We start from the raw sequence: 25,959 nt of genomic DNA on the forward strand, positions 1-25,959 counted from the left end.
ACTAAATAAACTATGACTTATAAACTTTTTCCACCTTCGGAATGGATTAAAGAGTACAATACCAAAACCTTAAAAAGCGACTTTATAGCCGGAATAACACTGGCTGCTTATGGAATTCCCGTATCCTTGGCCTATGCTACGCTGGCGGGACTGCCTCCGCAATACGGAATTTACGGCTACCTTATTGGCGGCTTATTTTATGCCTTATTGGGAACGAGCAAGCAACTGGCCATAGGTCCAACATCGGCAATTTCGTTACTGATTGGCACCACCATTGCTGATATGGCCAATGGTGATGTTCAACGTTGGGCTGACATTGCCTCACTCACGGCCCTTGTATTTGCGGGTATGGCAATACTCGCTTATCTCTTGCGTTTGAGTGGAATTATCAATTTTATTAGCGAAACCGTTTTGGTAGGATTCAAAGCCGGTGCGGCCATAACTATTGGTTTAACCCAATTACCTAAATTATTTGGCATAAAAGGTGGTGGCGAAAATTTTATTGATCGCATTGTAACCCTTTTTAATCAACTCCCAGACACTAATACTACAGTTTTTGTTTTTGGTATGGCTGCCATTATTATCCTAATTGTTGGCGAAAAAATAGCACCGGGACGACCAGTGGCTCTTATAATTGTAATCCTATCCATACTACTCATTTCGACCACCTCATTAGGGATTCAAGAATTCAAAACCGTCGGAGCTATCCCAACCGGGCTACCTGAATTTCATCTGCCTTCACTTCGCATCCGCGACGTAGACGGAGTAATCCCATTAGCTTTGGCTTGTTTTTTACTCTCTTATATAGAAAGTGTTTCGGCAGGAAGGACATTGGCACAAAAAAACGGATACGTCATTGACCCTCGCCAGGAATTACTGGCCCTTGGCATTGCCAATGCTGCTGTCGCATTCGGGCAAGGATACCCCGTAGCCGGAGGATTATCTCAATCCGCCGTGAATGATACTGCTGGCGCCAAAACACCGTTATCCTTAGTGTTTGCTTCAGCAACAATTGCAATATGTTTGCTGTTTTTAACAGGATACCTTCAAAATTTACCTACTGTAGTCTTGGCATCGATAGTCTTGGTAGCCATCAGAGGTCTTTTTGACCTAAAAGAAATGAAACATTTGTACAAAATCAACAAACAAGAATTTTATGTTGCCATCATAGCCCTTATCGGAGTACTTATTTGGGGAATCCTAACTGGAGTTTTACTGGCAGCCATAGTAACTTTATTGCTATTAATCAAAGCTACTTCCAAGCCGAATGTGGCTTTCTTGGGAAGAATTCCGGGAACCAAACGCTATACGGATATTGAAAGGCATCCTGACAACGAAAGGATTGAAGGACTATTAATTGTTCGTATCGAATCGGCTATTTTGTATTTCAATGTTGAATACATCAAAGAACAGCTTTGGAAAAAAATCAACAACGAATCCGATCCCTTAAAAACAGTAATATTGGATCTTAATTCCTCTCCCAGAATCGATATTGCAGGAGCCCGATTTTTAAAACATCTTTTTGTCGATTTGAAAGCCAAGAACATTTCCTTAAAAATTGCAGAAGCGCGATCCGAAGTTCGGGACAGTCTGCGTGCCGAGGGTCTCGAAATGCTTTTGGGACATATCAGCCGCGCTACTTCGGTGGATGATTTGGTCGTTAGTGCAGTTAAAAATAAATGACAATTTCAATGACAATGGCAAGATTCAATACAATAATTTACATCCAATAGACCGTAAACCCTAAATTTCACCTAATTCGCATTATAAAACCGCAAAAGTTCACTAATTTTGCGCCCGATTTGAGTTCTTCCATTTAGAACTCACCACATATTTTCTCACTTAAACGTTTATAGCATGCAACTGTATAACACCTTAAGCGCAGAAGAAAGAGCCGAGCTTATTGATCAAGCCGGAAAACAACGCCTTACGTTGTCTTTCTATGCGTATGCCAAAATTCAAGATCCAACACAATTTCGTAACGATTTATTTATTGTCTGGAATGCACTCGATGCATTGGGTAGAATTTACGTTGCCCATGAAGGCATCAACGCCCAAATGAACGTTCCTGCCGAAAACTTCGAAGCTTTTAGGGAGACTCTGGAAGTGTATGATTTTATGAAAGGCATTCGTTTGAATGTGGCTGTAGAACATGACGATCACGCCTTTTTGAAACTAACGATCAAAGTGCGTCACAAGATTGTTGCTGACGGTTTGAATGATGATACATTTGATGTAACCAACAAAGGAGTTCACTTAAAAGCCAAAGAATTCAACGACATTCTGGATGATCCAAACACAATTGTTGTGGATTTTAGAAATCACTATGAAAGTGAAGTGGGCCATTTTAAAGGTGCCATAACTCCCGATGTTGAAACTTTTAGAGAGAGTTTACCAATAATCAACGAGCAACTTCAAGACCACAAAGAAGACAAAAACCTGGTAATGTATTGCACAGGTGGAATTCGTTGTGAGAAAGCAAGTGCTTATTTCAAACACCAGGGTTTCAAAAATGTTTTCCAATTGGAAGGCGGAATCATCAATTACGCCAAACAAATTGAAGCAGAAGGTTTGGAAAGTAAGTTCATTGGAAAGAATTTTGTTTTTGATAATCGTTTGGGAGAAAGAATCACGGACGATATCGTTTCTCAATGCCACCAATGCGGAAAACCGTGCGACAATCACACCAATTGTGAGAATGACGGATGCCATTTGTTATTTATTCAATGCGACGAATGCAAAACGGCCATGGAAAACTGCTGTTCTACCGAATGTCTGGAAATTATCCACATGCCTCTAGTCGATCAGGTACGATTGAGAACAGGAAAACAAGTTGGAAATAAAGTTTTTAGAAAAGGAAAATCGGAAAGTTTAAAATTTAAACATTCTGGAGAATTGACAGACACAGCTTTGGCAACTGCCCCAAAAACAACTGATATTCGCAAAAAAATAAAAGTTAAAAAGACTTTACTTGGCAAAGCGGAACATTATTACGTAAAAGCGCAAGTGGGACTTTTCACTATCGAAAACCAAGAATTGAATTCGGGTGACAAAATCTTAATCGTGGGGCCAACAACCGGGAACCAAGAAATGGTTTTGGACAAAATGTTGGTTAACGGAACCGAAAGTACTCAAGCCAAAATAGGCGATAAAGTAACCTTCACAGTGCCTTTCAGAATTCGATTGTCTGATAAATTATATAAACTTTTAGATTAATTTATCATGGCAACAAACAACAAAATAGAACTTATGGCTCCCGCAGGGAACTTTGAGTCGCTTCAGGCTGGACTAGATAATGGTGCGGATTCTGTTTACTTTGGCGTAGAACAATTGAACATGCGCGCCCGTGCCACGGTAAATTTCACAATGGATGATCTGCCAGAAATCGCCCGTCGTTGCGAAGCCAAAAACGTTAGAAGTTATTTGACGTTGAACACCATCATTTACGACCACGATTTATCGGTTGTAAAAACATTGTTGAACAAAGCCAAAGAAGCCAACATCACCGCCGTGATTGCCTCCGATCAAGCCGTAATCTCGATGGCAAGGGGAATTGGGATGGAAGTTCATATTTCGACCCAATTGAACGTTACCAATATCGAAACCATCAAATTCTACAGCTTATTTGCAGATACCATGGTTTTGAGCCGTGAATTGAGTTTACGCCAAGTAAAAAAAATCACGGAACAAATCGAAAAAGAACAAATCAAGGGGCCAAACGGCAAATTGGTGGAAATCGAAATCTTTGGTCACGGTGCTTTGTGCATGGCAGTTTCGGGAAAATGCTATTTGAGTTTACATTCGAATAACTCATCTGCAAATCGTGGTGCGTGCAAACAAAATTGTCGCAAAAAATATACTGTTATCGATCAGGAAACTGGTTTTGAAATCGAATTGGACAACGAATACATGATGTCACCAAAAGATTTATGCACACTTGATTTTCTGGACCAAGTGATTGATTCGGGTATTCAAGTTCTAAAAATCGAAGGCCGAGGCCGTGCTCCTGAATATGTTGCCACCGTAATAAAAACCTATCGTGAAGCCATTGACAGTTATAACGAAGGTACTTTTACCAAAGAAAAAATTGCTGTTTGGATGCAAACATTGAACACCGTTTACAACCGCGGTTTTTGGTCAGGGTATTATCTTGGTCAGGAATTGGGAGAATGGAGCGATGTTTCGGGATCGATGGCAACGCAGAAGAAAGTATATGTTGGGAAAGGAACCCATTTTTTCCCAAAAGCCGAAATTGGTCAATTCAAAATCGAAGCTTACGACATTAAAATCGGAGACAAAATATTGGTCACCGGTCCAAGCACCGGCGCTCAGGAAATGGTTATCGAAGAAATGTACGTGAATGATGTGACGGTAGAAAAAGCAACCAAAGGAGACGATTGTACTTTCAAATTGCCTTTCAGAATCCGTATGTCTGACAAATTATACAAAATAGTCGAAGCCTAATGGTTATCGTAACACTACAAAGGGACAAATGCATTGGGTGCAACTATTGTGTAGAAATGGCACCCGTTCATTTTCAAATGTCCAAAAAAGACGGAAAATCGGTGTTGATTAAAAGCATAAACGCCAAAGGTTTTTATACTTTGAAATCGCCAGACCACACCATAGCAGAAAGTTGCGAATTTGCAGCCAAAGCCTGTCCGGTGAAAATCATTACGGTGAAGGAGACATAGAAATCATTTAGCTATAAAAACAAAAACCTATTCAGTGGTGAGACGGAATAGGTTTTTTTAATTTATAGCAAATTCAAAAATAACCTTTTATTCTTTACTAAAAGCTCTCGCAGCTTCTCTTTCCAGATCAAGATATTGCTCTTTACCTGTATTCACAGTTACAAAGCTAATTTCACCACCTTCAAATTCACCTGGGGATGCATATTGTTTGCTTACTGGGTCTCCACTGTCATAACCTACACAAAGACCATCACCAACAAGAGTAAATTTACCAACTTGAGCAGTCATCTCGCCAGTTGCAACTTCTTTATCATTAATATACAATTTGGCTGTTCCAATAGATTCACCGTGTTCACCCGCTTTTTCTTTTGTAAACTCCATGCCAAAAGTATATTTCCCAGGTTTAAGCGTTTCTGTTGAAACCAATTGTTGCTCTTTTATTCCAAGGAAATTGTACACATAGTATAATTTGTGATCTTTTATGAATAAACTATGACCTCCAAAACGAGAACCGTGAGCAAAAATTACTCCAGAAGCATCAGCTTTAATCTCAACATTGGCAACAATCTTGAACGACTTGCCTCTCACACTTACAGCCACAGCTTCAGGAACTTGACTGGTATGAGGATAATAGGTATAGCTATCTGTTGGTTTTTCTTCTGTCGGTCTTTCAATATTTAAAATTTGCATTGCAGTACGGTCATCTAGTGGTAAAGCTTGATTTTTATTAGCTTCTTCCAACCATAATTTCTTTAAAGCTTCCAATTTTTCAGGATATTTGCTTGCTAAATCCTTTGATTCAGAACGATCTTCTTCAACATTATACAGTTCCCATTTATCTTGATCAAAATGACCTTTATCGGTTAATGGTGCATGCACTGCAACGGCTTTCCAGCCATCTTGCCAAATAGCACGAGTACCTATCATGGTAAAATACTGTACATGTTTTTGGGTTGGATCGTTAGGTTTGGCATCAAATGTATATTTCATTGAAACACCAGATAAAGGATATTGTTCAACTCCTCTATATACCTTTGGCATTTCCAATCCACAAATTTCTAAAATAGTAGGCACAATATCAACTGCATGATGATATTGATTACGTACTTCGCCACGTGCTTTAATTCCTTTTGGCCAAGTAATGGTCAATGGACAATCTGTACCTCCCGCATAATTGGAATAACGCTTGAACATTTTGAAAGGAGTCGACAAAGCCGCTGCCCATCCTGTTGGATAATGTTCATAAGTGTCTGGACCTCCTAACTCATCAATCAATTTCATGTTTTCGGCTAAATTATCAGGGAAACCATTGAAGAATTTATTTTCGTTTACAGAACCGTTTGGTGTACCTTCTCCCGAAGCTCCGTTATCGGATGCATACATAATTACCGTATTTTCATATTGACCTGTCTTTTTCAAATAATCTACAATACGACCAATCTCTACATCGGTATATTCCGAGAAAGCTGCATATACTTCACATAATCGAGAAAACAATTTCTTTTCATCTGCTGTAAGTGACTCCCATGGGCGTACAGCATCAGCAGGATTTGCCATAGCTGCAGGCATCGGATTCCATTCCGTAAGTGTTGTGCCTTTTGGCAAAATGCCTTTTTCAATCATTCGAGGCAAAACCCATTTGCGATACGCATCATAACCATCATCAAATTTACCTTTGTATTTTGCTATATATTCTTTAGGCGCTTGATGAGGTGCATGGTTGGCTCCCGGGCAATACCACATAAACCAAGGTTTAGAAGGATTGCCTGATTTTTGGTCTCCAATCATTTTGATGGCTTGGTCTGCTAAATCTTTAGACAAATGATAGCCTTTTTCAGGGCCATAAGGTGCCTCAATACCATGATTATCTTCTGTTAAATCGGGATAAAACTGATTGGTTTCTCCACCAATAAATCCATAAAAACGGTCATAGCCCTGTTGCAATGGCCATTGACTTTTATTGGCTCCAGCTGAAAGATCTGTTTCTGGAACATTATGGTCTTTTCCTAACCAAAATGTACTCCAACCATTTTCGTTCAGTATCTGTGCCATAGTAGCCGCTTGTGCAGGTAACTGACAACTGTAGCCCGGAAACCCATTGGCTCCTTCTGTAATTGCACCCATACCGTTAAGATTATGGTTACGACCAGTATTGATACAAGAACGGGTTGGAGAACAAAGGGCGACAGTTTGCCATTGGGTATAGGTCAATCCGTCTGCGGCCAGTTTGTCCATAGTAGGCATATTTATTCTTCCTCCATAGGGAGACCAAGCAGCCAAACCCGTATCATCATAAAGAATGAACAGGATATTGGGTGAACCTTCTGGCGCTTTTTTACGGATATATGGAGCCCAATCTGCTTTAGAATCACGAACATCTAATTTGATATCGCCTTTAAAAGTGGGTTGCTGTCCATAGCCATAGTATGAAAGTAAAACTGTCACCAGAGATGATAAAACGATTTTTTTAATCATAACAAAATTTATTAATTTATAAAAGAGGATAAGAGCCTCGAAAAGAATACTATAAAGATAATTTTTTTAATGTTAAAGCATAAAATACACTATGCTTTTTATCGTTATAAATAGCTTATTATCCGTTATTTAGAATGTAAATGAACAACTTATCCTTCAAAATTCTAAAATAAACTTTTATAACTAATTATTACAAATTCTTATAATTTTGCCCCATCAACCTTATAAAAACATCTACATAAAAACCATATTCTTTTTCGTACTATAATTAATTATATCTCTTTAGTATAACTTTATGATTATTTGCAGTTTTCAGCCCTTGTAACATAAACCAAAAAAATACTATCTTTACCCATTAAACGTAATACGAACTTAAATTGCTTTTATAGCAATACTACATATAGCATTATGGCATGTACAAGTTGTTCAACTTCAGATGGTGGTACACCAAAGGGTTGTAAAAATAATGGGACTTGCGGCACCGATAGCTGCAATAAATTAACGGTTTTTGACTGGCTTTCAAACATGAGTTTGCCAAACGGCGAAGCTCCTTTTGACTGTGTGGAAGTTCGTTTTAAAAACGGTAGAAAGGAATTTTACCGCAATACCGAGAATTTGACTTTGAGTATGGGTGATATAGTGGCTACTGTCGCTTCACCAGGACATGATATTGGAATTGTGACACTTACAGGAGAATTAGTAAAAATTCAAATGAAGAAAAAGGGAGTCAACCACTTAAGTAATGAAATTCCAAAAGTATATCGAAAAGCAACTCAAAAAGATATCGATATTTGGACCACAGCCCGAAATAAGGAAGAACCAATGAAAGTGCGTGCTCGCGAATTGGCGATTGCACAAAAACTGGAAATGAAAATTTCAGATATCGAATTTCAAGGTGACGGTTCCAAAGCGACGTTTTATTATACGGCCAATGACAGAGTCGATTTTAGGCTTTTGATCAAAGATTTCGCAAAAGAATTTGCTACAAGAGTGGAGATGAAACAAGTAGGTTTCCGTCAAGAAGCGGCTCGTTTAGGAGGGATTGGTTCTTGCGGAAGGGAATTGTGTTGTTCAACTTGGCTAACGGATTTTAGAAGTGTGAACACTTCGGCAGCGCGTTACCAACAACTGTCTTTAAATCCACAAAAATTAGCAGGTCAATGCGGTAAATTAAAGTGTTGTTTGAACTACGAACTAGACACTTACATGGACGCCTTAAAAGACTTTCCAGAATTTGAAACCAAATTAGTGACCGAAAAAGGAGATGCTATTTGTCAAAAACAAGACATTTTCAAAGGATTGATGTGGTTTGCCTACACCAATAATTTTGCCAACTGGCACATCCTGAAAATTGACCAAGTCAAAGAAATTATTGCCGAAAACAAACTAAAAAACAAAGTTTCTTCTCTAGAAGATTATGCGATTGAAGTAGTAGCAGAACCTGAACAAAATTTCAATAATGCAATGGGTCAAGAAAGTTTAACACGTTTTGACCAACCTAAGAGAAAGAAAAAACCAAACAAAAAACCTAGAGTAGCCGGTGAAAATGTGATTGTTCCTAACAATGCAAACAAACCAACTATTCAAAAAAATAATCCACCAAGCAATGCTAACGCAAATGTTGGCAACAAAGAGAATACTGTTAAGGAAAATCCAAACGGTAATAGCGCCAATAAAAATCGCAATAAAAACAATCGTAAGAAACCTAATAACAATCGTCCCGCTTCTGCCGAAAACAAACCAGAGCAACCTAGAAAACCAATAATTATTAAAAAAAATGAGAATAAAGAATAGTCTTTTGCTGCTTTTTGTGGCGGTACTCCTTTTTTCATGTGATAAAAAAAGGGTTTTTGACGAGTATAAATCTGTGGGAAGTGCTTGGAATAAAGACAGTATAGTCACTTTTGACTTACCCATTTTGGATTCGACAAAAAGATACAATTTGTTTGTAAATTTAAGAGACAACGACAATTACAAATACAACAATCTCTTTCTAATTGTGTCCCTGGAAAGCCCAAATGGTTACACCAAAGTTGATACTTTGGAATACCAGATGGCGGAACCTGACGGAACATTATTGGGAGATGGTTTTACTGATATCAAGGAGAGTAAGCTTTATTATAAAGAGAATGTGCGTTTTAGAGGAAAATACAAAGTACATATCAAACAAGCGGTAAGAGAAAACGGGAAAGTGCCTGGAGTTACTTTTTTAGATGGAATTACCGAAGTAGGTTTTAGAATAGAAAACAAAGATTAAGACACGATTATGGCTATAAAAAAAAGTAACAATCAGACAAAAGGCATCGATAAAGATGTTAAATATTATTCCAGACAGTTTTGGAAAATTTATTTTTATGGATTGGGAATCATTGCTTTATTTTTCCTGTTTGCCTCATGGGGTTTATTTGGATCCATGCCTTCATTTGAAGATTTGGAAAATCCGGATTCAAATCTTGCCACCGAAATTATCTCCTCTGATGGTGTTGTTTTGGGTAAATATTTCAAGCAAAACCGTTCTGCATTAAAATATTCTGATTTACCAAAAAACTTAGTTCAAGCCTTGATAGCTACTGAAGATGCCCGTTTTTACGAGCATTCCGGTATCGACGGAAGAGGAACATTAAGAGCCATTGCCAGTTTGGGAACCAGCGGAGGAGCCAGTACCTTGACCCAACAATTAGCCAAACAATTATTTCACGGTGAAGGATCTAAGTTTTTGCCTTTCCGAATTGTACAAAAAGCTAAAGAATGGATTATCGCCATTCGTTTGGAAAGACAATACACCAAAAATGAAATCATAGCAATGTATTGCAATGTATATGATTTTGGAAACTATTCCGTAGGCGTTAGTTCAGCTGCAAAAACTTATTTTTCAAAAGAACCCAAAGATTTAACCATTGACGAATCGGCTATTTTAGTGGGTATGTTCAAAAACTCAGGACTTTATAATCCTGTAAAAAATCCAGTTGGGGTAAAAAACCGAAGAAATGTAGTGCTTTCACAAATGGAAAAAGCGAACCTCATTACCGAAGACCAAAAACATCAATTGCAAAGTTTACCTATTACTTTACATTTCAAATTGGAAAGCCATAGAGAAGGAACTGCCACTTATTTTAGAGAATATCTTCGTGATTACATGAAGAAATGGGTGGACGAAAACAAAAAACCAGATGGTTCCGATTATGATATTTACAAAGATGGACTTAAAATCTATACGACTATAGATTCCAGAATGCAAGCTTATGCCGAAGAAGCAGTTGCTGCCCATATGGCTAATATGCAAGAAGAGTTTTTCGAACAAGCCAAAGGCAATAAAAATGCTCCTTTTGTAAATATTTCTGAAGCTGAAACCCAACGTATCATTAATCAAGCCATGAAATCGTCTGGTCGATGGGCTGCTTTGAAAGAACAAGACAAAAGCGACGAAGAAATTATCAAAACCTTCAGCGAAAAAACAAAAATGACGGTTTTCACTTGGAAAGGAGAAAGAGATACTATCATGACTCCACTAGATTCCATTCGTTATTACAAACATTTTTTACAAGCGGGTGTGATGTCTATGGAACCACAAACGGGTAATATCAAAGTTTGGGTTGGTGGTATCAATTACAAATATTTCCAATATGACCACGTAGGTCAAGGAGCCAGACAAGTAGGTTCAACTTTCAAACCGTTCGTTTACGCTACAGCAATCGAACAATTGAATATGTCTCCTTGTGATTCCATTCTTGATGGGCCTTTTATAATTCGAAAAGGACGTCACCACGTAACCGAAGATTGGGAACCTAGAAACTCCGACAATAATTACCGCGGAATGGTAACTTTAAAACAGGCGTTGGCTCATTCCATCAATACGGTATCGGCTAAGTTAATCGACAAAGTAGGTCCAGAAGCCGTAATTGAATTAACCCATAAATTAGGGGTTAAATCCGAAATCATCAATCAGCCGTCAATCGCTTTGGGAGCTGTGGAAATTACCGTAGAAGATATGGTGGCTGCCTTCAGTACATTTGCGAACCAAGGAGTTTATACCAAACCACAATTCTTGACAAAAATCGAGAACAAAAGTGGTGAAGTTATCTACGAACCAATCCCGGAATCACATGATGTTTTAAACAAAGACATCGCATTTGCAGTAATTAAATTATTGGAAGGTGTTACCGAAACTGGGTCTGGTGCCAGATTAAGAACTCAAAACGGAGGAAACGGTGACAAACGTTGGACAGGATATCCCTATATGTTTACCAATCCAATCGCGGGAAAAACAGGAACTTCACAAAATCAATCCGATGGTTGGTTTATGGGAATGGTGCCCAACCTAGTAACAGGTGTTTGGGTAGGTTGCGAGGACCGTTCCGCACATTTCAAAACACTAACCTATGGACAAGGAGCTGCGACATCCTTACCTATTTGGGGCTATTTCATGGAAAAATGTTATGCTGACAAAGGCTTAAACATATCCAAAGAAGATTTTGAAAGACCTAAGAATCTTTCTATCAAAGTAGATTGTTACACTCCACGAGCAGCAGTAGTAAAAGACTCTACTGCCACTCCTGAACAAGACACGGAAGAATTTTCATTATAAAAAATAGGCTTTCATCCCAACAATGGATAATTTAAATTCAAATTGGGCGTGCCACCATAAAGAAAAGAGACCAATTCACTATGCCGGTGATTCGGTCCCTTTTCTTTATGGTGTCGGGCCATCCGCGCTACTTCGGTAGCTTGCTTCTGTCCCTCACGCAAATCCTGCAAACCATCCCGTTTTATATTTATCTTGGCCATAAAATATTATCACATTTAATATGTTTTTTGAAACCAAATTAATGCGATTATTTTATTAGATTTGCTTTATAAATTCGTTTTCTTCAATTGAGGTCCATTTTTCAATCCATTAAATAATAATACTTCACAGAAAACCGAAATGTTCTAATTTTTAAAAGCAAAAAACGAAATCGATATAGTTATAAAAGAATTATTATGATTAACAAAAAAGTAAATAACGTCAAAGAAGCACTTCAAGGAATTGAAAACGGAATGACCCTTATGCTCGGTGGCTTCGGATTGTGTGGCATACCCGAAAACTCCATCTCCGAATTGGTTCAAAAAGAAACCACAAACCTAACCTGTATTTCAAATAATGCAGGAGTGGATGATTTTGGACTTGGTTTGCTTTTGCAAAAAAAACAAATCAAAAAAATGATCTCTTCCTATGTAGGAGAAAATGCCGAATTCGAACGCCAAATGCTTTCGGGAGAACTTGAAGTAGACCTCATCCCACAAGGAACATTGGCTGAAAGATGTCGTGCTGCTCAAGCAGGAATTCCTGCGTTTTTTACTCCAGCAGGTTATGGAACCGAAGTGGCCGAGGGAAAAGAAGTTCGTGAATTCAATGGCAAAATGCATATTATGGAACACGCCTTCAAAGCTGACTTTGCCATAGTAAAAGCCTGGAAAGGCGATACCGCCGGAAACCTCATCTTCAAAGGAACTGCCAGAAACTTTAATCCATGCATGTGTGGTGCTGCAAAAATTACCGTAGCCGAAGTAGAGGAATTGGTCGAGGCAGGAACATTAGATCCCAACCAAATTCACATCTCTGGGATTTTAGTGCAACGTATTTTTCAAGGAGAGAAGTATGAGAAAAGGATTGAACAACGTACGACTAGAAAAAGAGATTAGATTTTAGATTGCAGAACGCAGATTGCAGAAATTAGAAAATAGAGTAAAGAATATAGAATCTTTAGAGAGCAGATAATACTTGAATATTAATTTTTAGATTATTTCGCTTTTTAGATTTTAAAACACAAAACACATGGCATTAGATAAAGTAGGAATTGCAAAACGAATTGCACAAGAACTAAAAGACCGTTATTTCGTCAATCTAGGCATCGGAATACCCACTTTGGTGGCAAACTATATCCCGAAAGGAATTGACGTCGAATTTCAAAGCGAAAATGGTGTTCTGGGTATGGGACCTTTCCCTTTCGAGGGCGATGAAGATGCCGATATCATCAATGCGGGAAAACAGACCATCACCACTTTGCCGGGAGCCTCTTTTTTTGACTCAGCAACCAGTTTCGGAATGATCCGCGGACAACACGTCGATTTGACAATTCTAGGAGCTATGGAAGTTTCCGAAAATGGAGATATTGCCAACTGGAAAATCCCTGGAAAAATGGTCAAAGGAATGGGTGGAGCCATGGATCTTGTAGCATCTGCCGAGAATATTATCGTAGCAATGATGCATGTCAACAAGGCTGGAGAATCCAAAATATTAAAAAAATGTACCTTGCCCTTAACCGGTGTAGGCTGCGTTAAAAAAGTAGTGACCGAATTGGCCGTTTTGGAAATCACCCCAAAAGGTTTTAAACTATTGGAGAGAGCACCTGGAGTTACGGTAGAGCATATTATAGCTTCCACAGAAGCCAATTTAATCATAGAAGGTGAAATTCCGGAAATGATAATTTATTAAAACTCCATCTGATTAAAAAAAGCAATTCTTACGAGTTGTTTTTTTTTACTTAAATCTAAAAACACAAAATTAAGATAACTGTCTAGCATCTAAATTGCTTTTTTATTAAACAGCCGTCATTTAACATATAATTTGTAATCCTTTTAATTTTTTATTTATATTTGTTAGAAACAAACAAAACAAACAAATTATGAAAAATTACAGTTTATTACTAATCGCTTTTTTATTTTCAGCAGGCATGATGGCTCAAGATAGAGGATCAGTTGTCCTAGATGTTTATGGAAGCTACGTTTTTTCGGATCGAATTGAGTTTGATTATGGCCATGCTACTATAGATGATGGTTTTGAATACGGAGTAGGTTTTGAGTTTTTCCCTCAAAAATCTTCATCTATCGAATTAAAATACTTAAGATTGGACACTTCAATGCCAGCTTATAGTGATCTTCCTGGTGGAGGTCAAATTAACAACAATGGAGGAGACAGTGGAGCAATAAACTATGTTCTTCTAGGTGGAAATCATTATTTTGATCATGGCGGTAATGCAGTCCCTTATCTAGGTGGTGGAATTGGTATAGGAATTTTAGAAACACCACATTCAGGAAGTGAGACTAATTTTGCATGGGAAATTAAAGGCGGGGTAAAAATCAAAACACCTTCTGTTGTTTCCATAAGTCTACAAGCCTCTCTTCAATCTATGGTTATCAATACCGGTACTGACACTTATTGGGGTTATTGGGGGCCAGTTGCGGTTTCTACTTATACGAATTCTTTCCAATTTGGATTGGGAGCTATAGTAGGATTTAACTTCAAATAAAGAAAAACAAAATAACAATTAAAAAGCAACTCAATCGAGTTGCTTTTTTTATACCTGAAAAATAAAAATTAGATGTAAAAGACTACGTTTATTTACGTAAAAACCTTATAAAGAGCAAAATAACCAAAAACATTCCTTCCAATTTCGAAAATATTCCTAAATTTGATTACCCCATTTTTCACAACGGATTATTCATTATTTAATAATAAATTCCATGAAAAACACATTACTTAAAAAGGGTATCTGCCTAATCATTTTTTCCTTTTCCACACTGACACTATTTTCTCAAGAAGGAGATAAAAATGTTTTAAAAAAAATCACCAACGAAAAAGGCATTCCGACCTTGATAACTTTTACAAGTAAATCAACTTATAAGATAAGTGATTACCAACAACTTTTCAAAGATCAATTGGGATTAAAAGGCAATTCAAATTTTACAAAAATCAAATCTGAAATTGACAAATTGGGCGTTTCCCATGAGAAATTTCAATTGTTTCATAACGGTATCAAAGTAGAATTTTCCACATACACTTTGCATTCGGCAGCCGGAAAATTGAGCTCGATGAACGGTGAATTCTATAAAACCGATTTATTGAACGCCATTCCTACTTTATCGCAAGACCAAGCATTTGCGAAAGCGCTACAACAAATAGGAGCCCAAACCTACCTTTGGGAAATCCCAGAAGACGCCAAAATGTTCAACTACAAAAAACCGATTGGCGAATTAGTTTGGCTTCCAATTTTGGATGGGGACAATTCTAACACGAAAGATACCCCTTTGCGATTAGCCTATAAATTTGACATTTATGCCACAAAACCAGTAAGTCGAGGCGACATTTATATTGATGCCATAACGGGAGAAACCTTATTCTATAATGCGACCATCAAACATCTTGGGGAATACAGCCACGGAAAAGCAGAAACAAATTCTGGAAACCAGAACAAAATGGTTGTTCCTGCCAATGCAGATACTCGTTATTCAGGTTCCCAAACCATACAAACAACCTTAAGCGGAGCCAACTACATATTGGCCGACGCCACAAGAGGAAACGGGATTAACACTTTCAACATGAAAAAAGGCACCAATTATAGCAACGCCGTAAACTTCACCGATGCAGACAACAATTGGACCACAGCCGAATATAACAACACCAACAAAGACAACGGAGCGTTGGATGCGCATTGGGGAGCCGAGAAAACCTACGATTATTGGTCAACCGTACATGGCCGAAATAGTTATGATAATGCAGGTGCCGTAATCAAAAGCTACGTACACTATGACAATGCCTATGATAATGCCTTTTGGGACGGCTCCGTAATGACTTATGGCGACGGTAGCGGAACTAATTTTGATATATTAACGGCATTGGATGTCGCCGGACATGAAATTGGGCATGCCGTCTGCGAGAAAACAGCCAATTTAGCCTATCAAAAAGAATCAGGTGCCATGAACGAAGCACTATCAGATATTTGGGGTGCCTGTATCGAATATTTTGCGGCTCCTACCAAATCGACTTGGCTTATAGGCGAAGATATCGAAAGAAGATCAGGACATTTATCTTTACGATCCATGAGCAATCCAAAAGCAGAAGGCCAGCCCGACACTTATGGCGGAACCAACTGGAAAAACCCTAATTGTGGTTTCCCATTTAGCTATAATGATTATTGCGGAGTTCACACCAATAGCGGGGTTTTAAATCATTGGTTTTATATTTTGTCCGTGGGAAAATCGGGAACAAATGACAAAGGAAAGAGCTATTCGGTAACTGGTATTACTATAGAAAAAGCAGCCAAAATAACCTTTAGACTTGAAAGTGTTTACCTAACGGCCAATTCAACTTATGCCAATGCCAGAACCTACGGAATTCAATCAGCAACCGATTTATACGGAGCTGGATCAGCAGAAGTAATCGCTACAACAAATGCTTTTTATGCAGTAGGTGTTGGCGATGCCTACGCGGGTCCAACTGATACAACCGCACCATCAGCACCAACCGACTTAACCGCTTCGGGAACTACAGATACAACCACAAATTTGTCATGGACAGCAGCTACCGATAATGTAGCCGTAACAGGATATAATGTCTATAATGGTGCTGACTTAATAACAACCATTACAGGAACAACTTACAATGTGACAGGATTGACAGCATCTACCGCTTACACTTTTACCGTAAAAGCAAAAGATGCAGCTGGCAATTTATCTGCTGTTAGCAATGATGCGTCAATAACTACCTTACCTGCTCCCGCAGACACAACAGTTCCAACTGCACCAACCAATTTAACAGCTTCAGGAACTACAGACATAGCAACCAATTTATCATGGACAGCTTCTACAGACAACGTGGCCGTTACGGGTTACAATGTTTATAATGGAGCTACACCTATCACAACAGTTACAGGAACAAGTTATTCAGTAACTGGATTAAGTCCGAGCACAGCCTATACCTTTACGGTTAGAGCCAAAGACGCCGCAACTAATTTATCGGATCCTAGTAATGAAGTCAATATTACCACTTTGGCAACCGACACAACGCCTCCAACTGCACCAACAGCACTCACCGCCAGCGGCACCACATCCACAACCACCAATTTGTCTTGGACAGCAGCAACCGACAATGTAGCCGTAACAGGTTATAATGTCTATAATGGTGCTACTTTGGTAAACACCGTCACCGGAACTAGCTATACTGTAACCGGATTAAGCCCAAATACGGCCTATACTTTTACTATCAAAGCCAAGGATGCGAAAGACAACTTATCGCCTGCAAGCAATGCAGTATCGGTAACAACTGCTGCAAATAACATAACCTATTGTGCGTCTAAAGGAACAAGTGTTGCATATGAATATATCGATTATGTAGGCATAGGAGGAATAGCCAACACTACAACAGGCAACGGAGGTTATGGCAATTTCACAAATCTAACAGGAAATTTGCCTTATGGGTCGAATACAATAGTATTGAGCATTGGATACAAATCATACAAATACAAAGATTATTGGGGGGTGTGGATTGATTTCAATCAAAATGGAACTTTTGAAAATTCCGAAAAAGTAGTTTCAACATCAACAAATAGTGCTACCAATAATTCGTACTCTTTTTCAGTTCCAGCATCTGCTTTAACTGGTGCTACAAGAATGCGGGTTTCCCTAAAAAGAGCATCAGCATCAACAGCTTGTGAATCTTTCTATTATGGCGAAGTGGAAGATTATACAGTAAATATTGGCGCAAGCACTATTTTTGCTTTTGCAAATCCAATTGCAAACACTTCTGAAAGCATTACCAATACAGATCCGTACTATATTTTTCCGAACCCGACCAGTTCTATTTTAAACATTACCAATCCCGAAAATAAAGGATTCACGTATCGAATTATAACATCATCTGGTATCCAAATAGCTACAGGAAAAACAGTTGAGAATAGTATTAATACCAACTATTTAAGCCCAGGAGTTTATATATTGGAACTCAATGATGGAAATCAAAAATTTACCAAAACGTTCATTAAAAAGTAAATTCCCAATAAAACCCTTTTCACGACAGTTTTAAAAACAAAAAAGACCGCCACATTTGGCGGTCTACCTATATAAATTAATATGACTATCCGTGACTAGTAGCACTTCACAGAATAAATTAGTTGTTGAATGTTTTTCACAAAGTTTATCCTTTGTGTTCTTTGTCTATCTGCTCGAAAACAATTTCATGCAAAGTCACTGAGACGCAAAGTATAATTTCAATATTTAGATTCTTGGTATGAGTTACGGACAGTCAGTGATATAAATTAGTTACTCTCTAAAGATTATCTTAAAACAGAAATACCATAAGTAATTTGATGTTTTTTGAATGAATACTTCATTATGTACCATTTATCAAAAAAGTCACTTTATTGTACTTAATTTATCCAAACCAATTTTAAAGAACAATTACTCTGCTTAAACAATATCCCTTTAAATTTCTGAAAAGGTTAAATCATCTAATTAAATTACTGTGTTTTACTTGAAATTATTCTTTTGAAATTGTTCATTAAATAAAAAAAATAAAGCTTTTCCAGGTCTTTGCGCTATATAAACGCACAAATTAACAAATTAATTGGTAATATTTCATTTAACGTTTGTTCAACAATTTGTTTTACTTGTATATACAAATATTCTAATTTGTATAATGTAATTTTGTCAAATAACATAAAACAAATACCATGTCAGATTTTTTAAAACAATTTGGAGAAGAAGTTAAAAAGAACATACCAGGATACATAGCGGTTGCCGTATCTGAAATTAAAAGCGGAATATCCTATTATAGTGATACAGCTATCCCAAGTTTTGATCCTGAATTAGCTTCAGCTTTCAATCTTGAAGTAGTAAAAGCCAAATTAAATGCTATTAGTGCTTTAGGGCTAAACGAGTCTATTGATGATATTATGATCAACCTAACCAATCAAATACACATTATTGATATTTCAGAGAACAATGAATATTTTATTTATTTAGCAGTAGATTCATCTAAAGCAAATTTAGGAATGACTAAAGCTCTTTTGAATAAATACAAAAAAGAAATTTCTGGAAAATTATAAATTTTCTTTCCTCAAATCGTATTTGAAATTTCAAACTTAATTAGTGATGTTAAATAATTTAGACAATCATCAACAATAAATAAAGTATTGCAGATATATCGAATTATTCATTCTAGCCTTTCTTCTTAGCCGTTAATTTTTTATTCGATTTGTGTTTTAATGTAATTTAAGACAGTGATTTATACCTTTTTTCGATTATTTGAAAGAGGTATTTTTTGTTTTTATATAACACTGAGACTTCTTTTATGCAGATAAACACAAGCAAACCTAAAACTATTTAGAAGTAAGCAACTAATATTCAATGATATGAAACTCAACAACCAACATTCTCTTAATGGATATAGATGAAATCGAAGAAATTAAATCCAGGGATTTTCATTTGGTAGCTGATATAATTAATGAGTCGAAATTAATTGACGAACAATTGCTTGATTTAGAAAACGCAATATCATTTTTAAAAAATAAATTAGATAGAAATAAAGCTAAGATTTTTGTCAAAAAAGAAAACGGCATTCCTATAGCTTTCATGGTTCTATATCACAAAGTCAATGTACTTTCCCTAATACACTATAACTGGCATATATCCTATCTATATGTAAAACCTGAGTATAGACGAAAACATATTGGGAAATTAATTATGATAAAATGTATTGAGTATGCAAGAAAAACTAAAGTAGATCATATTTCATTAAATACGGACACCAAAAATTATCCAGCACAGCAGCTTTATGAAGGTTTTGGTTTTACTCGTATGAACTTTATCTCCAATTATTATTATTACGAAATGAAATTAAATCCATAAAAAAGGAATCTCAACCATTTATAATAAAATTAAAATGAGTGTTATTTTTTCAAAATTAAAAATGCAATGATAAAAAAAATATTTAAAAATTATTTTCAACATTTTAGTGAATTTTCTCCAGAGGTCAAAATTTTGGCAATAACTACTTTTATTAATCGATGTGGCGCCATGGTAGTGCCTTTTCTATCTAAATACATGTTAGAGGAACTCCATTTTACGTATAGCCAAATTGGTTGGGTGATGGTTTTTTTCGGAATTGGTTCCTTCATCGGAACATGGATAAGTGGTAAGTTATCAGATAAAATAGGCTTTTACAAAGTGATGCTTTTTAGTTTGTCCACAACAGGAATTCTCTTTATTTTACTGCAGTTTTTAACCACTTTTTATAGCTTTTGCTTTGGCGTTTTACTTTTAACTACCGTTTCAGATATGTATAGGCCAGCGATGTTAGTTTCGTTAGATACCTATGCTCTCAAAGCAGATAGAACTAGGGCATTGTCTTTAGTAAGATCGGCGGTAAATTTAGGATTTATGTTTGGCCCTGTTATAGGAGGCATTATAATCACTGTTTTAGATTACAATTTCCTGTTTTATATTGATGGATTAACCTGTATTTTAAGTATTGTATTATTTGCTATTTATGTCAAGGAAAAGAAATTACCTTATAAATTAAAAGTCTTTAAGCATTTAAAAGAGACTAGTTCCGTTTTTGACGATAAGCCTTTTTTAATTCATCTTCTAGTTACTATGATAACGGGTGTTTTATTTTTTCAAATATTTACCACTTTATCCATTTATTATAAAGAAGTTTTTCATTTTTCAAGTCTAGAAGGGGGTTTGTTTTTGGCATTAAATGGTGTTTTAATATTACTTTTTGAATTACCAATTGTAAAGCATATTGAATCCAAAAAAACAGACAAACTCTTAGTGCTTTCATATGGCGTTCTAGCCATGTCTATTGGATATTTGTTTTTATTGATTGAAAATAACATTTTCACCCTAATATTGATGATGATTCTGATGACCGTTGGAGTAATGCTGACATTCCCTTTTGCTAATTCATTTGTTAAACAGCGATCTTTAAAAAAACACGAAGGTAAATTTATGTCCGTTTTTACTATGAGCTACAGTATGGCACAGATAGTAAGTACTAAAACTGGTATGGAAATTATTGCAAAATATGGCTATAGAGCTAATTGGATTTTCTTGTTTTTTTTAGGCTTTATTGGTTTTATTTTATCTTACCGTTTAGTCTTTATAGTCAAAAAAGAAAAGGAACTCATTAAAGAGAAAATTGTACAATCTATTTTTGTCACCAGTAGTTCCAAATAAATAATCCCTATGCTATTAATAAAAAGTTGATTTTGTAAGTTCCAGCGCACACAAGAACCATTTATACAATTCGATTGCACTCGATGACACGAAAATAGGATTGGTCTATATTGAGTTTGCTATCGGTTTAATAGATGATCAGTAAAGATATTTTTAGGAATATTTTTAAGTAAATAAAAACCGCAGATTCGCAGATTATTTCATTTTTTTGAAATTTAAAATCTGTGAATCTGCGGTTAATTAATAACCTTTTCGGTTAAAATCTACAAATTCTCAAAGAAATCATTTCCTTTATCATCGGTGATAATAAAAGCAGGGAAATCTTTAATGGTGATTTTACGAACGGCTTCCATTCCTAATTCCTCAAAATCGACTACCTCAACAGAAAGAATGTTTTCTTTGGCCAAAATTGCCGCTGGACCTCCGATTGAACCCAAATAGAATCCACCATAGGTTTTACAAGCATTCATCACATCTTTGGTTCTGTTTCCTTTGGCAAGCATTACCATACTTCCACCATTCTTTTGAAACTCTTCTACATAAACATCCATTCTACCGGCTGTCGTTGGTCCAAAACTTCCCGAGGCCATTCCTTCTGGTGTTTTTGCAGGTCCCGCATAATAGATTGGGTGATTTTTAAAATATTCTGGCATTGGCTTACCGGCATCCAATAATTCTTTGATTTTAGCATGAGCAATATCACGAGCCACAATCAAGGTTCCGTTCAATTTCAAACGCGTTTTGATTGGGTATTGCGACAATTTCTTAAGAATATCAGCCATCGGTTGATTCAAATCAATATCAACTGCTGCTTCCAAATGTGGTGGCGTTTCAGGCAATAAACGTTTTGGATTTACTTCCAATTGCTCTACAAAAATACCTTCTTTGGTAATTTTACCTTTGATATTTCTGTCAGCCGAACAGGAAACTCCTAATCCAACCGGACAAGAAGCCGCATGACGTGGCAAACGGATTACTCGAACATCGTGTGTGAAATACTTCCCTCCAAATTGCGCTCCAATATGGCTTTCCTGGCAAATTAACTGCACTCTTTTTTCCCATTCCAAATCACGGAAAGCCTGACCCGCCATATTTCCTGTAGTTGGTAAATTGTCAAAATAACCTGCAGATGCTTTTTTAACTGCGGCTAAATTCGCTTCCGCAGAAGTTCCTCCAATAACTAAAGCCAAGTGATACGGAGGGCAAGCAGAAGTTCCCAAGTCCATTATTTTGGCTCGAATGAAAGCATCCAATGATTTTTCATTCAATAACGATTTTGTTTGTTGGTACAAATAGGTTTTGTTGGCAGAACCTCCACCTTTTGCTAAAAATAAAAACTCGTATGAAGCTCCTTTTTTAGCATAAATATCAATTTGCGCCGGAAGATTCGATCCGGAATTTTTTTCCTCAAACATGCTGATAGGCACAATTTGAGAATAACGAAGATTACGTTCCTGATAGGTGTTAAAAATCCCTTTTGAGAGCCATTCTGCATCATCAACGCCTGTATATACGTTTTCGCCTTTTTTAGCCATTACAATCGCCGTTCCGGTGTCCTGACATGAAGGTAATTCTCCGTCAATAGCGACAACTGCATTCTGCAATAAATTATAAGCAACGAAACGGTCGTTATCCGTTGCTTCTGGATCATCGAGAATGAATCTCAATTTTTCCAAATGTGAAGTTCGTAACATAAAAGAAACATCTTTCAATGCTTCCTGCGCCAATAGTTCCAAGCCTTTCGGATCAACAGTTAAGATTTCTCTTTCGCCTAGTTTTTCTGTTTTTACAAAATCAGAAGTGATTTTGCGGTATTGGGTATCGTCTTTTAAAATTGGATAAGGATCCTGGTATATAAAGTCCATAATTTTTTTATTTTTTTAAGAATGCCAAATATAAGAATTGTTCAAAGATTCCTAACTGATTTATATCACGTTCCTTAAAGAAATTATTAAAAAATTTAAGTTTGATTCTTTATTATTTAGAAGCAGAAACATCGGGCATCTTTGGTTACTCTCGCAATTTATAAAAACAGGGGTCAAGGCAATTGCAGTACTTCTTGCCACTATTTGCACTTACAGTCAAATTTATTTATAAAAACAAAAAGCCTCGCATTAAGCGGGGCTTTTGAGCACTTTGATCAATGATTTATCTTAAGAAACTTGTAATTAAGAATAAAAGAAGCAAACCTATTGCGATGTATTTTGTGTATTTTGACATTTTTTAATTTATTTATTGAGTTGGATCCAAAAGAATGAAAAATAAATTAAAACTCCAAAAATATAATTATAATGTTTTGCATTTCTTCTTGAGCGTTTTGACTTTAACTCAGATTCCACAATCATAAAAAAGTCATGAAGATATTCCCAACTCACAAAAAGACTAGCTTACTGAATAGTCGTTCTATATTTTTATTTGCTTTTAAAAAAACCAACTCGCCACAAAAATTGCTGTAATTACACAAATCACATCAACCAAAAGCATTGTCCCTAAAGCGTAACGGGTATTTTTGATATTTACCGAACCAAAATAAACCGCAATCACATAAAAAGTACTCTCGGCACTGCATTGAAAAATACTGCTCAATCTTCCGGTCATGGAATCGGCACCAAAAGTATTCATGGAATCAATCAAAAATCCTCTTGATCCTGCAGAACTAAACGGTCTAAGGAGTGCTACCGGCAAGGCATCGGTAATTTCTTTGTTTACTCCCATATTCGAAAAAGCAAAAGCAATCCAGTTACTGATAATTTCAAACAGTCCGCTGTTTCTAAATAAAGAAATCGCCACTAACATCCCCAAAACATAAGGAAAAATTGTAACTCCCGTTTTAACTCCATTATTTGCTCCAGATACAAAAGCTTCGAAAACAGTTGTTTTAGCCTCGGTAAATTTCTTCTCTTTAATAAATGAAAATATCAAAGTAAAAGCAATAATCCCCACTAATATCAAAGCCGAAAGATTAGAAGTAAAATAGTTTTTTCCGATTAAATCCAAATGGTTGACATACATCAATAACCCAACAATGGCAGCAATTAATGACATTAAAGCAATAACTAGAGATGCGCTCTTGAAATTAATTTTTTGCCTAATTCCAACAATTAAAAAAGCAGCAATTGTACCAATAAAAGAAGTTATAATACAAGGCAGCATAACATCGGCAGGATTTGTTGCATTAGCGGCAGCGCGATAACCAATAATTGAAGTTGCAATTAATGTTAGTCCTGAGGCATGGAGACACATAAACATAATCTGAGCATCACTCGCTTTGTCTTTTTCGGGGTTTATTTCTTGTAAACTTTCCATAGCTTTTAATCCAAATGGTGTTGCTGCAGAATCCAATCCCAAGAAATTGGCGGCAAAGTTTAAAGTCATGTAGGAGATAGACGGATGATCCTTTGGTATGCTCGGGAACACTTTTACAAATACTGGACTCAGCAATTTAGCCAATTTTCCGGATGCTCCAGAAATGATTAAAAGCTCCATCAATCCGCAGAAAAATGCTAAATAGGCCATAAGCGGCAAAATCAAATCAAGCAAAGTGCTTTTACACGTTGGCAATAAACCATCCGATTTTTGAACACCACTGTAGATTTTTACAGTTTTATTTTTATAAACATAAGTCGTATCGGCATTTAGCGTATCACGATTGATAATCATGGTTTGATCCGTTGCTTTCTTGATGCTGTCTTTGATAAAAGCAGGAACTTGTTCGATATATTTTTCAGAAATTAAAACTGGATCGTCTTTTTTTCCATTCAAAACATAATCAATGGTGTACGTATTGGCAGAAAACAAACTGACAACAATAAAGATAATCGATGAAATAAAAATGACTAACCAGAATCTACTTAATACCATAATTTATAATTTTTGTAAATGTAATAAATCAATGGCAATATCAATGGCAATGGCAAAATTCAATATCATTGCAATGTCAATAAAAGAATTTTTAAATATGAGAAATCAAATTATTGATTTTCAAAAGTTAATCAAAATCGAAAACTTGGATGTTTAAATATTGCTATTGAATTTTGCCATTGCCATTGCCATTGTTTTTACACATGAATAATCTCTTCCTCAATCAATAAATCTTCACGTCTCAATCGAAGAAAAATCTGGGCTACAGCGATAGTGTCTTTTTCGCAATAAGTCACAATGCGGTCAATATCTTTGTCCACATAAAAGACATGTCCTACCTGGCTACCGTCAATATCGCCTTTTGGCGATGGGATTCCGAGTACTTTACACATTAATTTCAAGGAAGTGAAATGTTTGTAATCGCCAAATTTCCACAACTCCAAAGTATCCAAATGGGCAATCTCCCAAGGTTTTTTGCCAAATAAATTGAGTTTATCGGGAATCGGAATTTGATTGATAATCATTCGACGTGCAAGGAAAGGAATGTCAAATTCTTTGGCATTATGCCCACATAAAACGTGTTGCGGTCCATTGAAATGATTATTCAGCAGATTATTGAAATCTTTCAAAAGTTTTGGTTCTTCACCAAAAAAGGAAGTCACCCTAAAATTCCGAATATCTCCTTTGATGACAAAATACCCCACCGAAATACAGACAATTTTTCCGAACTCGGCCCAAATTCCGGCGCGATCATAGAACTCCTCCCCCGAAAACTCGTCTTTACGTTGGTATTGAGTTTTGAGTTCCCAAAGTCCTTTCATTTCATCATCCAGAGAGTTGTAATCGGCTGTTTCAGGGACGGTTTCTATATCAAGGAAGAGTATGTTGTTGAGGTTTATTTTTTCAATCATTTTTAAACACAGATTACACAGAT

Annotated in this window: 18 protein-coding genes; 14 read left to right on the forward strand and 4 right to left on the reverse strand. The window is 36.5% G+C overall.

Annotation, left to right across the window (positions count from 1 at the left end):
* The first annotated feature begins 12 nt into the window (after nt 1-12).
* The 4 genes from C8C85_RS07655 (at nt 13) to C8C85_RS07670 (ending at nt 4,694) form a co-directional block, all read left to right on the forward strand.
* On the forward strand, nt 13-1,683 hold the full coding sequence (locus C8C85_RS07655) for a SulP family inorganic anion transporter (protein WP_116796540.1): 1,671 nt from the start codon (nt 13-15) through the stop codon (nt 1,681-1,683).
* Between the two features lie 174 nt (nt 1,684-1,857).
* A complete protein-coding gene (locus tag C8C85_RS07660) occupies nt 1,858-3,216 on the forward strand; it encodes a rhodanese-related sulfurtransferase (RefSeq protein WP_116796541.1) in 1,359 nt (452 codons plus the stop codon).
* A 6-nt stretch (nt 3,217-3,222) separates the two neighbouring features.
* A complete protein-coding gene (locus tag C8C85_RS07665; RefSeq protein WP_116796542.1) occupies nt 3,223-4,464 on the forward strand; it encodes a peptidase U32 family protein in 1,242 nt (413 codons plus the stop codon).
* Nucleotides 4,464-4,694 carry a ferredoxin gene (locus C8C85_RS07670; protein ID WP_116796543.1) on the forward strand — a complete coding sequence of 77 codons (231 nt, stop codon included), beginning with the start codon at nt 4,464-4,466 and terminating at the stop codon, nt 4,692-4,694. The genes C8C85_RS07665 and C8C85_RS07670 overlap by 1 nt, the downstream gene beginning before the upstream one ends.
* Nucleotides 4,695-4,781: 87 nt before the next feature.
* Here the strand turns inward: C8C85_RS07670 and C8C85_RS07675 are convergent, their stop codons facing one another.
* A complete protein-coding gene (locus C8C85_RS07675) occupies nt 4,782-7,169 on the reverse strand; it encodes an arylsulfatase (protein ID WP_116796544.1) in 2,388 nt (795 codons plus the stop codon).
* 408 nt (nt 7,170-7,577) lie between these two features.
* On the opposite strand from C8C85_RS07675, the gene C8C85_RS07680 reads away from it, so the two are divergent.
* The 10 genes from C8C85_RS07680 to C8C85_RS07730 all read left to right on the forward strand — a co-directional run bounded on the left by C8C85_RS07680 (nt 7,578) and on the right by C8C85_RS07730 (nt 21,164).
* Complete coding sequence (locus C8C85_RS07680; RefSeq protein WP_116796545.1) at nt 7,578-8,963, forward strand: stage 0 sporulation family protein; 1,386 nt, start codon at nt 7,578-7,580, stop codon at nt 8,961-8,963.
* Complete coding sequence (locus C8C85_RS07685; RefSeq protein WP_116796546.1) at nt 8,947-9,426, forward strand: gliding motility lipoprotein GldH; 480 nt, start codon at nt 8,947-8,949, stop codon at nt 9,424-9,426. The genes C8C85_RS07680 and C8C85_RS07685 overlap by 17 nt, the downstream gene beginning before the upstream one ends.
* A gap of 9 nt (nt 9,427-9,435) precedes the next feature.
* Nucleotides 9,436-11,754, forward strand: coding sequence for a penicillin-binding protein 1A (locus C8C85_RS07690; protein ID WP_116796547.1), 2,319 nt, complete (start codon nt 9,436-9,438; stop codon nt 11,752-11,754).
* A 395-nt stretch (nt 11,755-12,149) separates the two neighbouring features.
* The gene (locus C8C85_RS07700; RefSeq protein ID WP_116796549.1) at nt 12,150-12,851 is read left to right on the forward strand and encodes a CoA transferase subunit A; all 702 of its coding nucleotides are present in this window, start codon (nt 12,150-12,152) and stop codon (nt 12,849-12,851) included.
* 133 nt (nt 12,852-12,984) lie between these two features.
* Nucleotides 12,985-13,644: a CoA transferase subunit B gene (locus C8C85_RS07705; protein WP_116796550.1), complete on the forward strand. Its 660-nt coding sequence runs from the start codon at nt 12,985-12,987 to the stop codon at nt 13,642-13,644.
* Between the two features lie 190 nt (nt 13,645-13,834).
* Nucleotides 13,835-14,458: a hypothetical protein gene (locus C8C85_RS07710; protein ID WP_116796551.1), complete on the forward strand. Its 624-nt coding sequence runs from the start codon at nt 13,835-13,837 to the stop codon at nt 14,456-14,458.
* A 214-nt stretch (nt 14,459-14,672) separates the two neighbouring features.
* Entirely contained in the window at nt 14,673-17,975 is a 3,303-nt protein-coding gene (locus tag C8C85_RS07715; protein ID WP_116796552.1) for a M4 family metallopeptidase, read from the forward strand.
* A 680-nt stretch (nt 17,976-18,655) separates the two neighbouring features.
* Nucleotides 18,656-19,030 (forward strand): hypothetical protein, encoded by a 375-nt coding sequence (locus C8C85_RS07720; protein WP_116796553.1) that lies wholly within the window; start codon nt 18,656-18,658, stop codon nt 19,028-19,030.
* A gap of 334 nt (nt 19,031-19,364) precedes the next feature.
* A complete protein-coding gene (locus C8C85_RS07725) occupies nt 19,365-19,832 on the forward strand; it encodes a GNAT family N-acetyltransferase (protein ID WP_116796554.1) in 468 nt (155 codons plus the stop codon).
* A 66-nt stretch (nt 19,833-19,898) separates the two neighbouring features.
* The gene (locus C8C85_RS07730) at nt 19,899-21,164 is read left to right on the forward strand and encodes an MFS transporter (protein WP_165818106.1); all 1,266 of its coding nucleotides are present in this window, start codon (nt 19,899-19,901) and stop codon (nt 21,162-21,164) included.
* A gap of 263 nt (nt 21,165-21,427) precedes the next feature.
* On the opposite strand, the gene C8C85_RS07735 is transcribed toward C8C85_RS07730, so the two are convergent.
* The 3 genes from C8C85_RS07735 to C8C85_RS07745 form a co-directional block, all read right to left on the reverse strand.
* A complete protein-coding gene (locus tag C8C85_RS07735; RefSeq protein WP_116796555.1) occupies nt 21,428-23,029 on the reverse strand; it encodes a fumarate hydratase in 1,602 nt (533 codons plus the stop codon).
* A 556-nt stretch (nt 23,030-23,585) separates the two neighbouring features.
* Nucleotides 23,586-25,025: a nucleoside recognition domain-containing protein gene (locus tag C8C85_RS07740; RefSeq protein WP_116796556.1), complete on the reverse strand. Its 1,440-nt coding sequence runs from the start codon at nt 25,023-25,025 to the stop codon at nt 23,586-23,588.
* A gap of 197 nt (nt 25,026-25,222) precedes the next feature.
* Entirely contained in the window at nt 25,223-25,936 is a 714-nt protein-coding gene (locus tag C8C85_RS07745) for a 3'-5' exonuclease (protein ID WP_116796557.1), read from the reverse strand.
* Nucleotides 25,937-25,959: the final 23 nt, after the last annotated feature.

The organism is Flavobacterium sp. 103 (genome assembly GCF_003096795.1).
GTDB lineage: Bacteria > Bacteroidota > Bacteroidia > Flavobacteriales > Flavobacteriaceae > Flavobacterium.

What these genes read in the sequence shown, in the direction of transcription:
- C8C85_RS07745 (WP_116796557.1), bottom strand. Translation starts at nt 25,936, where the DNA reads ATGATTGAAAAAATAAACCTCAACAACATACTCTTCCTTGATATAGAA.
- C8C85_RS07740 (WP_116796556.1), bottom strand. Translation starts at nt 25,025, where the DNA reads ATGGTATTAAGTAGATTCTGGTTAGTCATTTTTATTTCATCGATTATC.
- C8C85_RS07735 (WP_116796555.1), bottom strand. Translation starts at nt 23,029, where the DNA reads ATGGACTTTATATACCAGGATCCTTATCCAATTTTAAAAGACGATACC.
- C8C85_RS07720 (WP_116796553.1), top strand. Translation starts at nt 18,656, where the DNA reads ATGTCAGATTTTTTAAAACAATTTGGAGAAGAAGTTAAAAAGAACATA.
- C8C85_RS07680 (WP_116796545.1), top strand. Translation starts at nt 7,578, where the DNA reads ATGGCATGTACAAGTTGTTCAACTTCAGATGGTGGTACACCAAAGGGT.
- C8C85_RS07685 (WP_116796546.1), top strand. Translation starts at nt 8,947, where the DNA reads ATGAGAATAAAGAATAGTCTTTTGCTGCTTTTTGTGGCGGTACTCCTT.
- C8C85_RS07655 (WP_116796540.1), top strand. Translation starts at nt 13, where the DNA reads ATGACTTATAAACTTTTTCCACCTTCGGAATGGATTAAAGAGTACAAT.
- C8C85_RS07715 (WP_116796552.1), top strand. Translation starts at nt 14,673, where the DNA reads ATGAAAAACACATTACTTAAAAAGGGTATCTGCCTAATCATTTTTTCC.
- C8C85_RS07705 (WP_116796550.1), top strand. Translation starts at nt 12,985, where the DNA reads ATGGCATTAGATAAAGTAGGAATTGCAAAACGAATTGCACAAGAACTA.
- C8C85_RS07660 (WP_116796541.1), top strand. Translation starts at nt 1,858, where the DNA reads ATGCAACTGTATAACACCTTAAGCGCAGAAGAAAGAGCCGAGCTTATT.
- C8C85_RS07730 (WP_165818106.1), top strand. Translation starts at nt 19,899, where the DNA reads ATGATAAAAAAAATATTTAAAAATTATTTTCAACATTTTAGTGAATTT.
- C8C85_RS07670 (WP_116796543.1), top strand. Translation starts at nt 4,464, where the DNA reads ATGGTTATCGTAACACTACAAAGGGACAAATGCATTGGGTGCAACTAT.
- C8C85_RS07725 (WP_116796554.1), top strand. Translation starts at nt 19,365, where the DNA reads ATGGATATAGATGAAATCGAAGAAATTAAATCCAGGGATTTTCATTTG.
- C8C85_RS07675 (WP_116796544.1), bottom strand. Translation starts at nt 7,169, where the DNA reads ATGATTAAAAAAATCGTTTTATCATCTCTGGTGACAGTTTTACTTTCA.
- C8C85_RS07665 (WP_116796542.1), top strand. Translation starts at nt 3,223, where the DNA reads ATGGCAACAAACAACAAAATAGAACTTATGGCTCCCGCAGGGAACTTT.
- C8C85_RS07690 (WP_116796547.1), top strand. Translation starts at nt 9,436, where the DNA reads ATGGCTATAAAAAAAAGTAACAATCAGACAAAAGGCATCGATAAAGAT.
- C8C85_RS07710 (WP_116796551.1), top strand. Translation starts at nt 13,835, where the DNA reads ATGAAAAATTACAGTTTATTACTAATCGCTTTTTTATTTTCAGCAGGC.
- C8C85_RS07700 (WP_116796549.1), top strand. Translation starts at nt 12,150, where the DNA reads ATGATTAACAAAAAAGTAAATAACGTCAAAGAAGCACTTCAAGGAATT.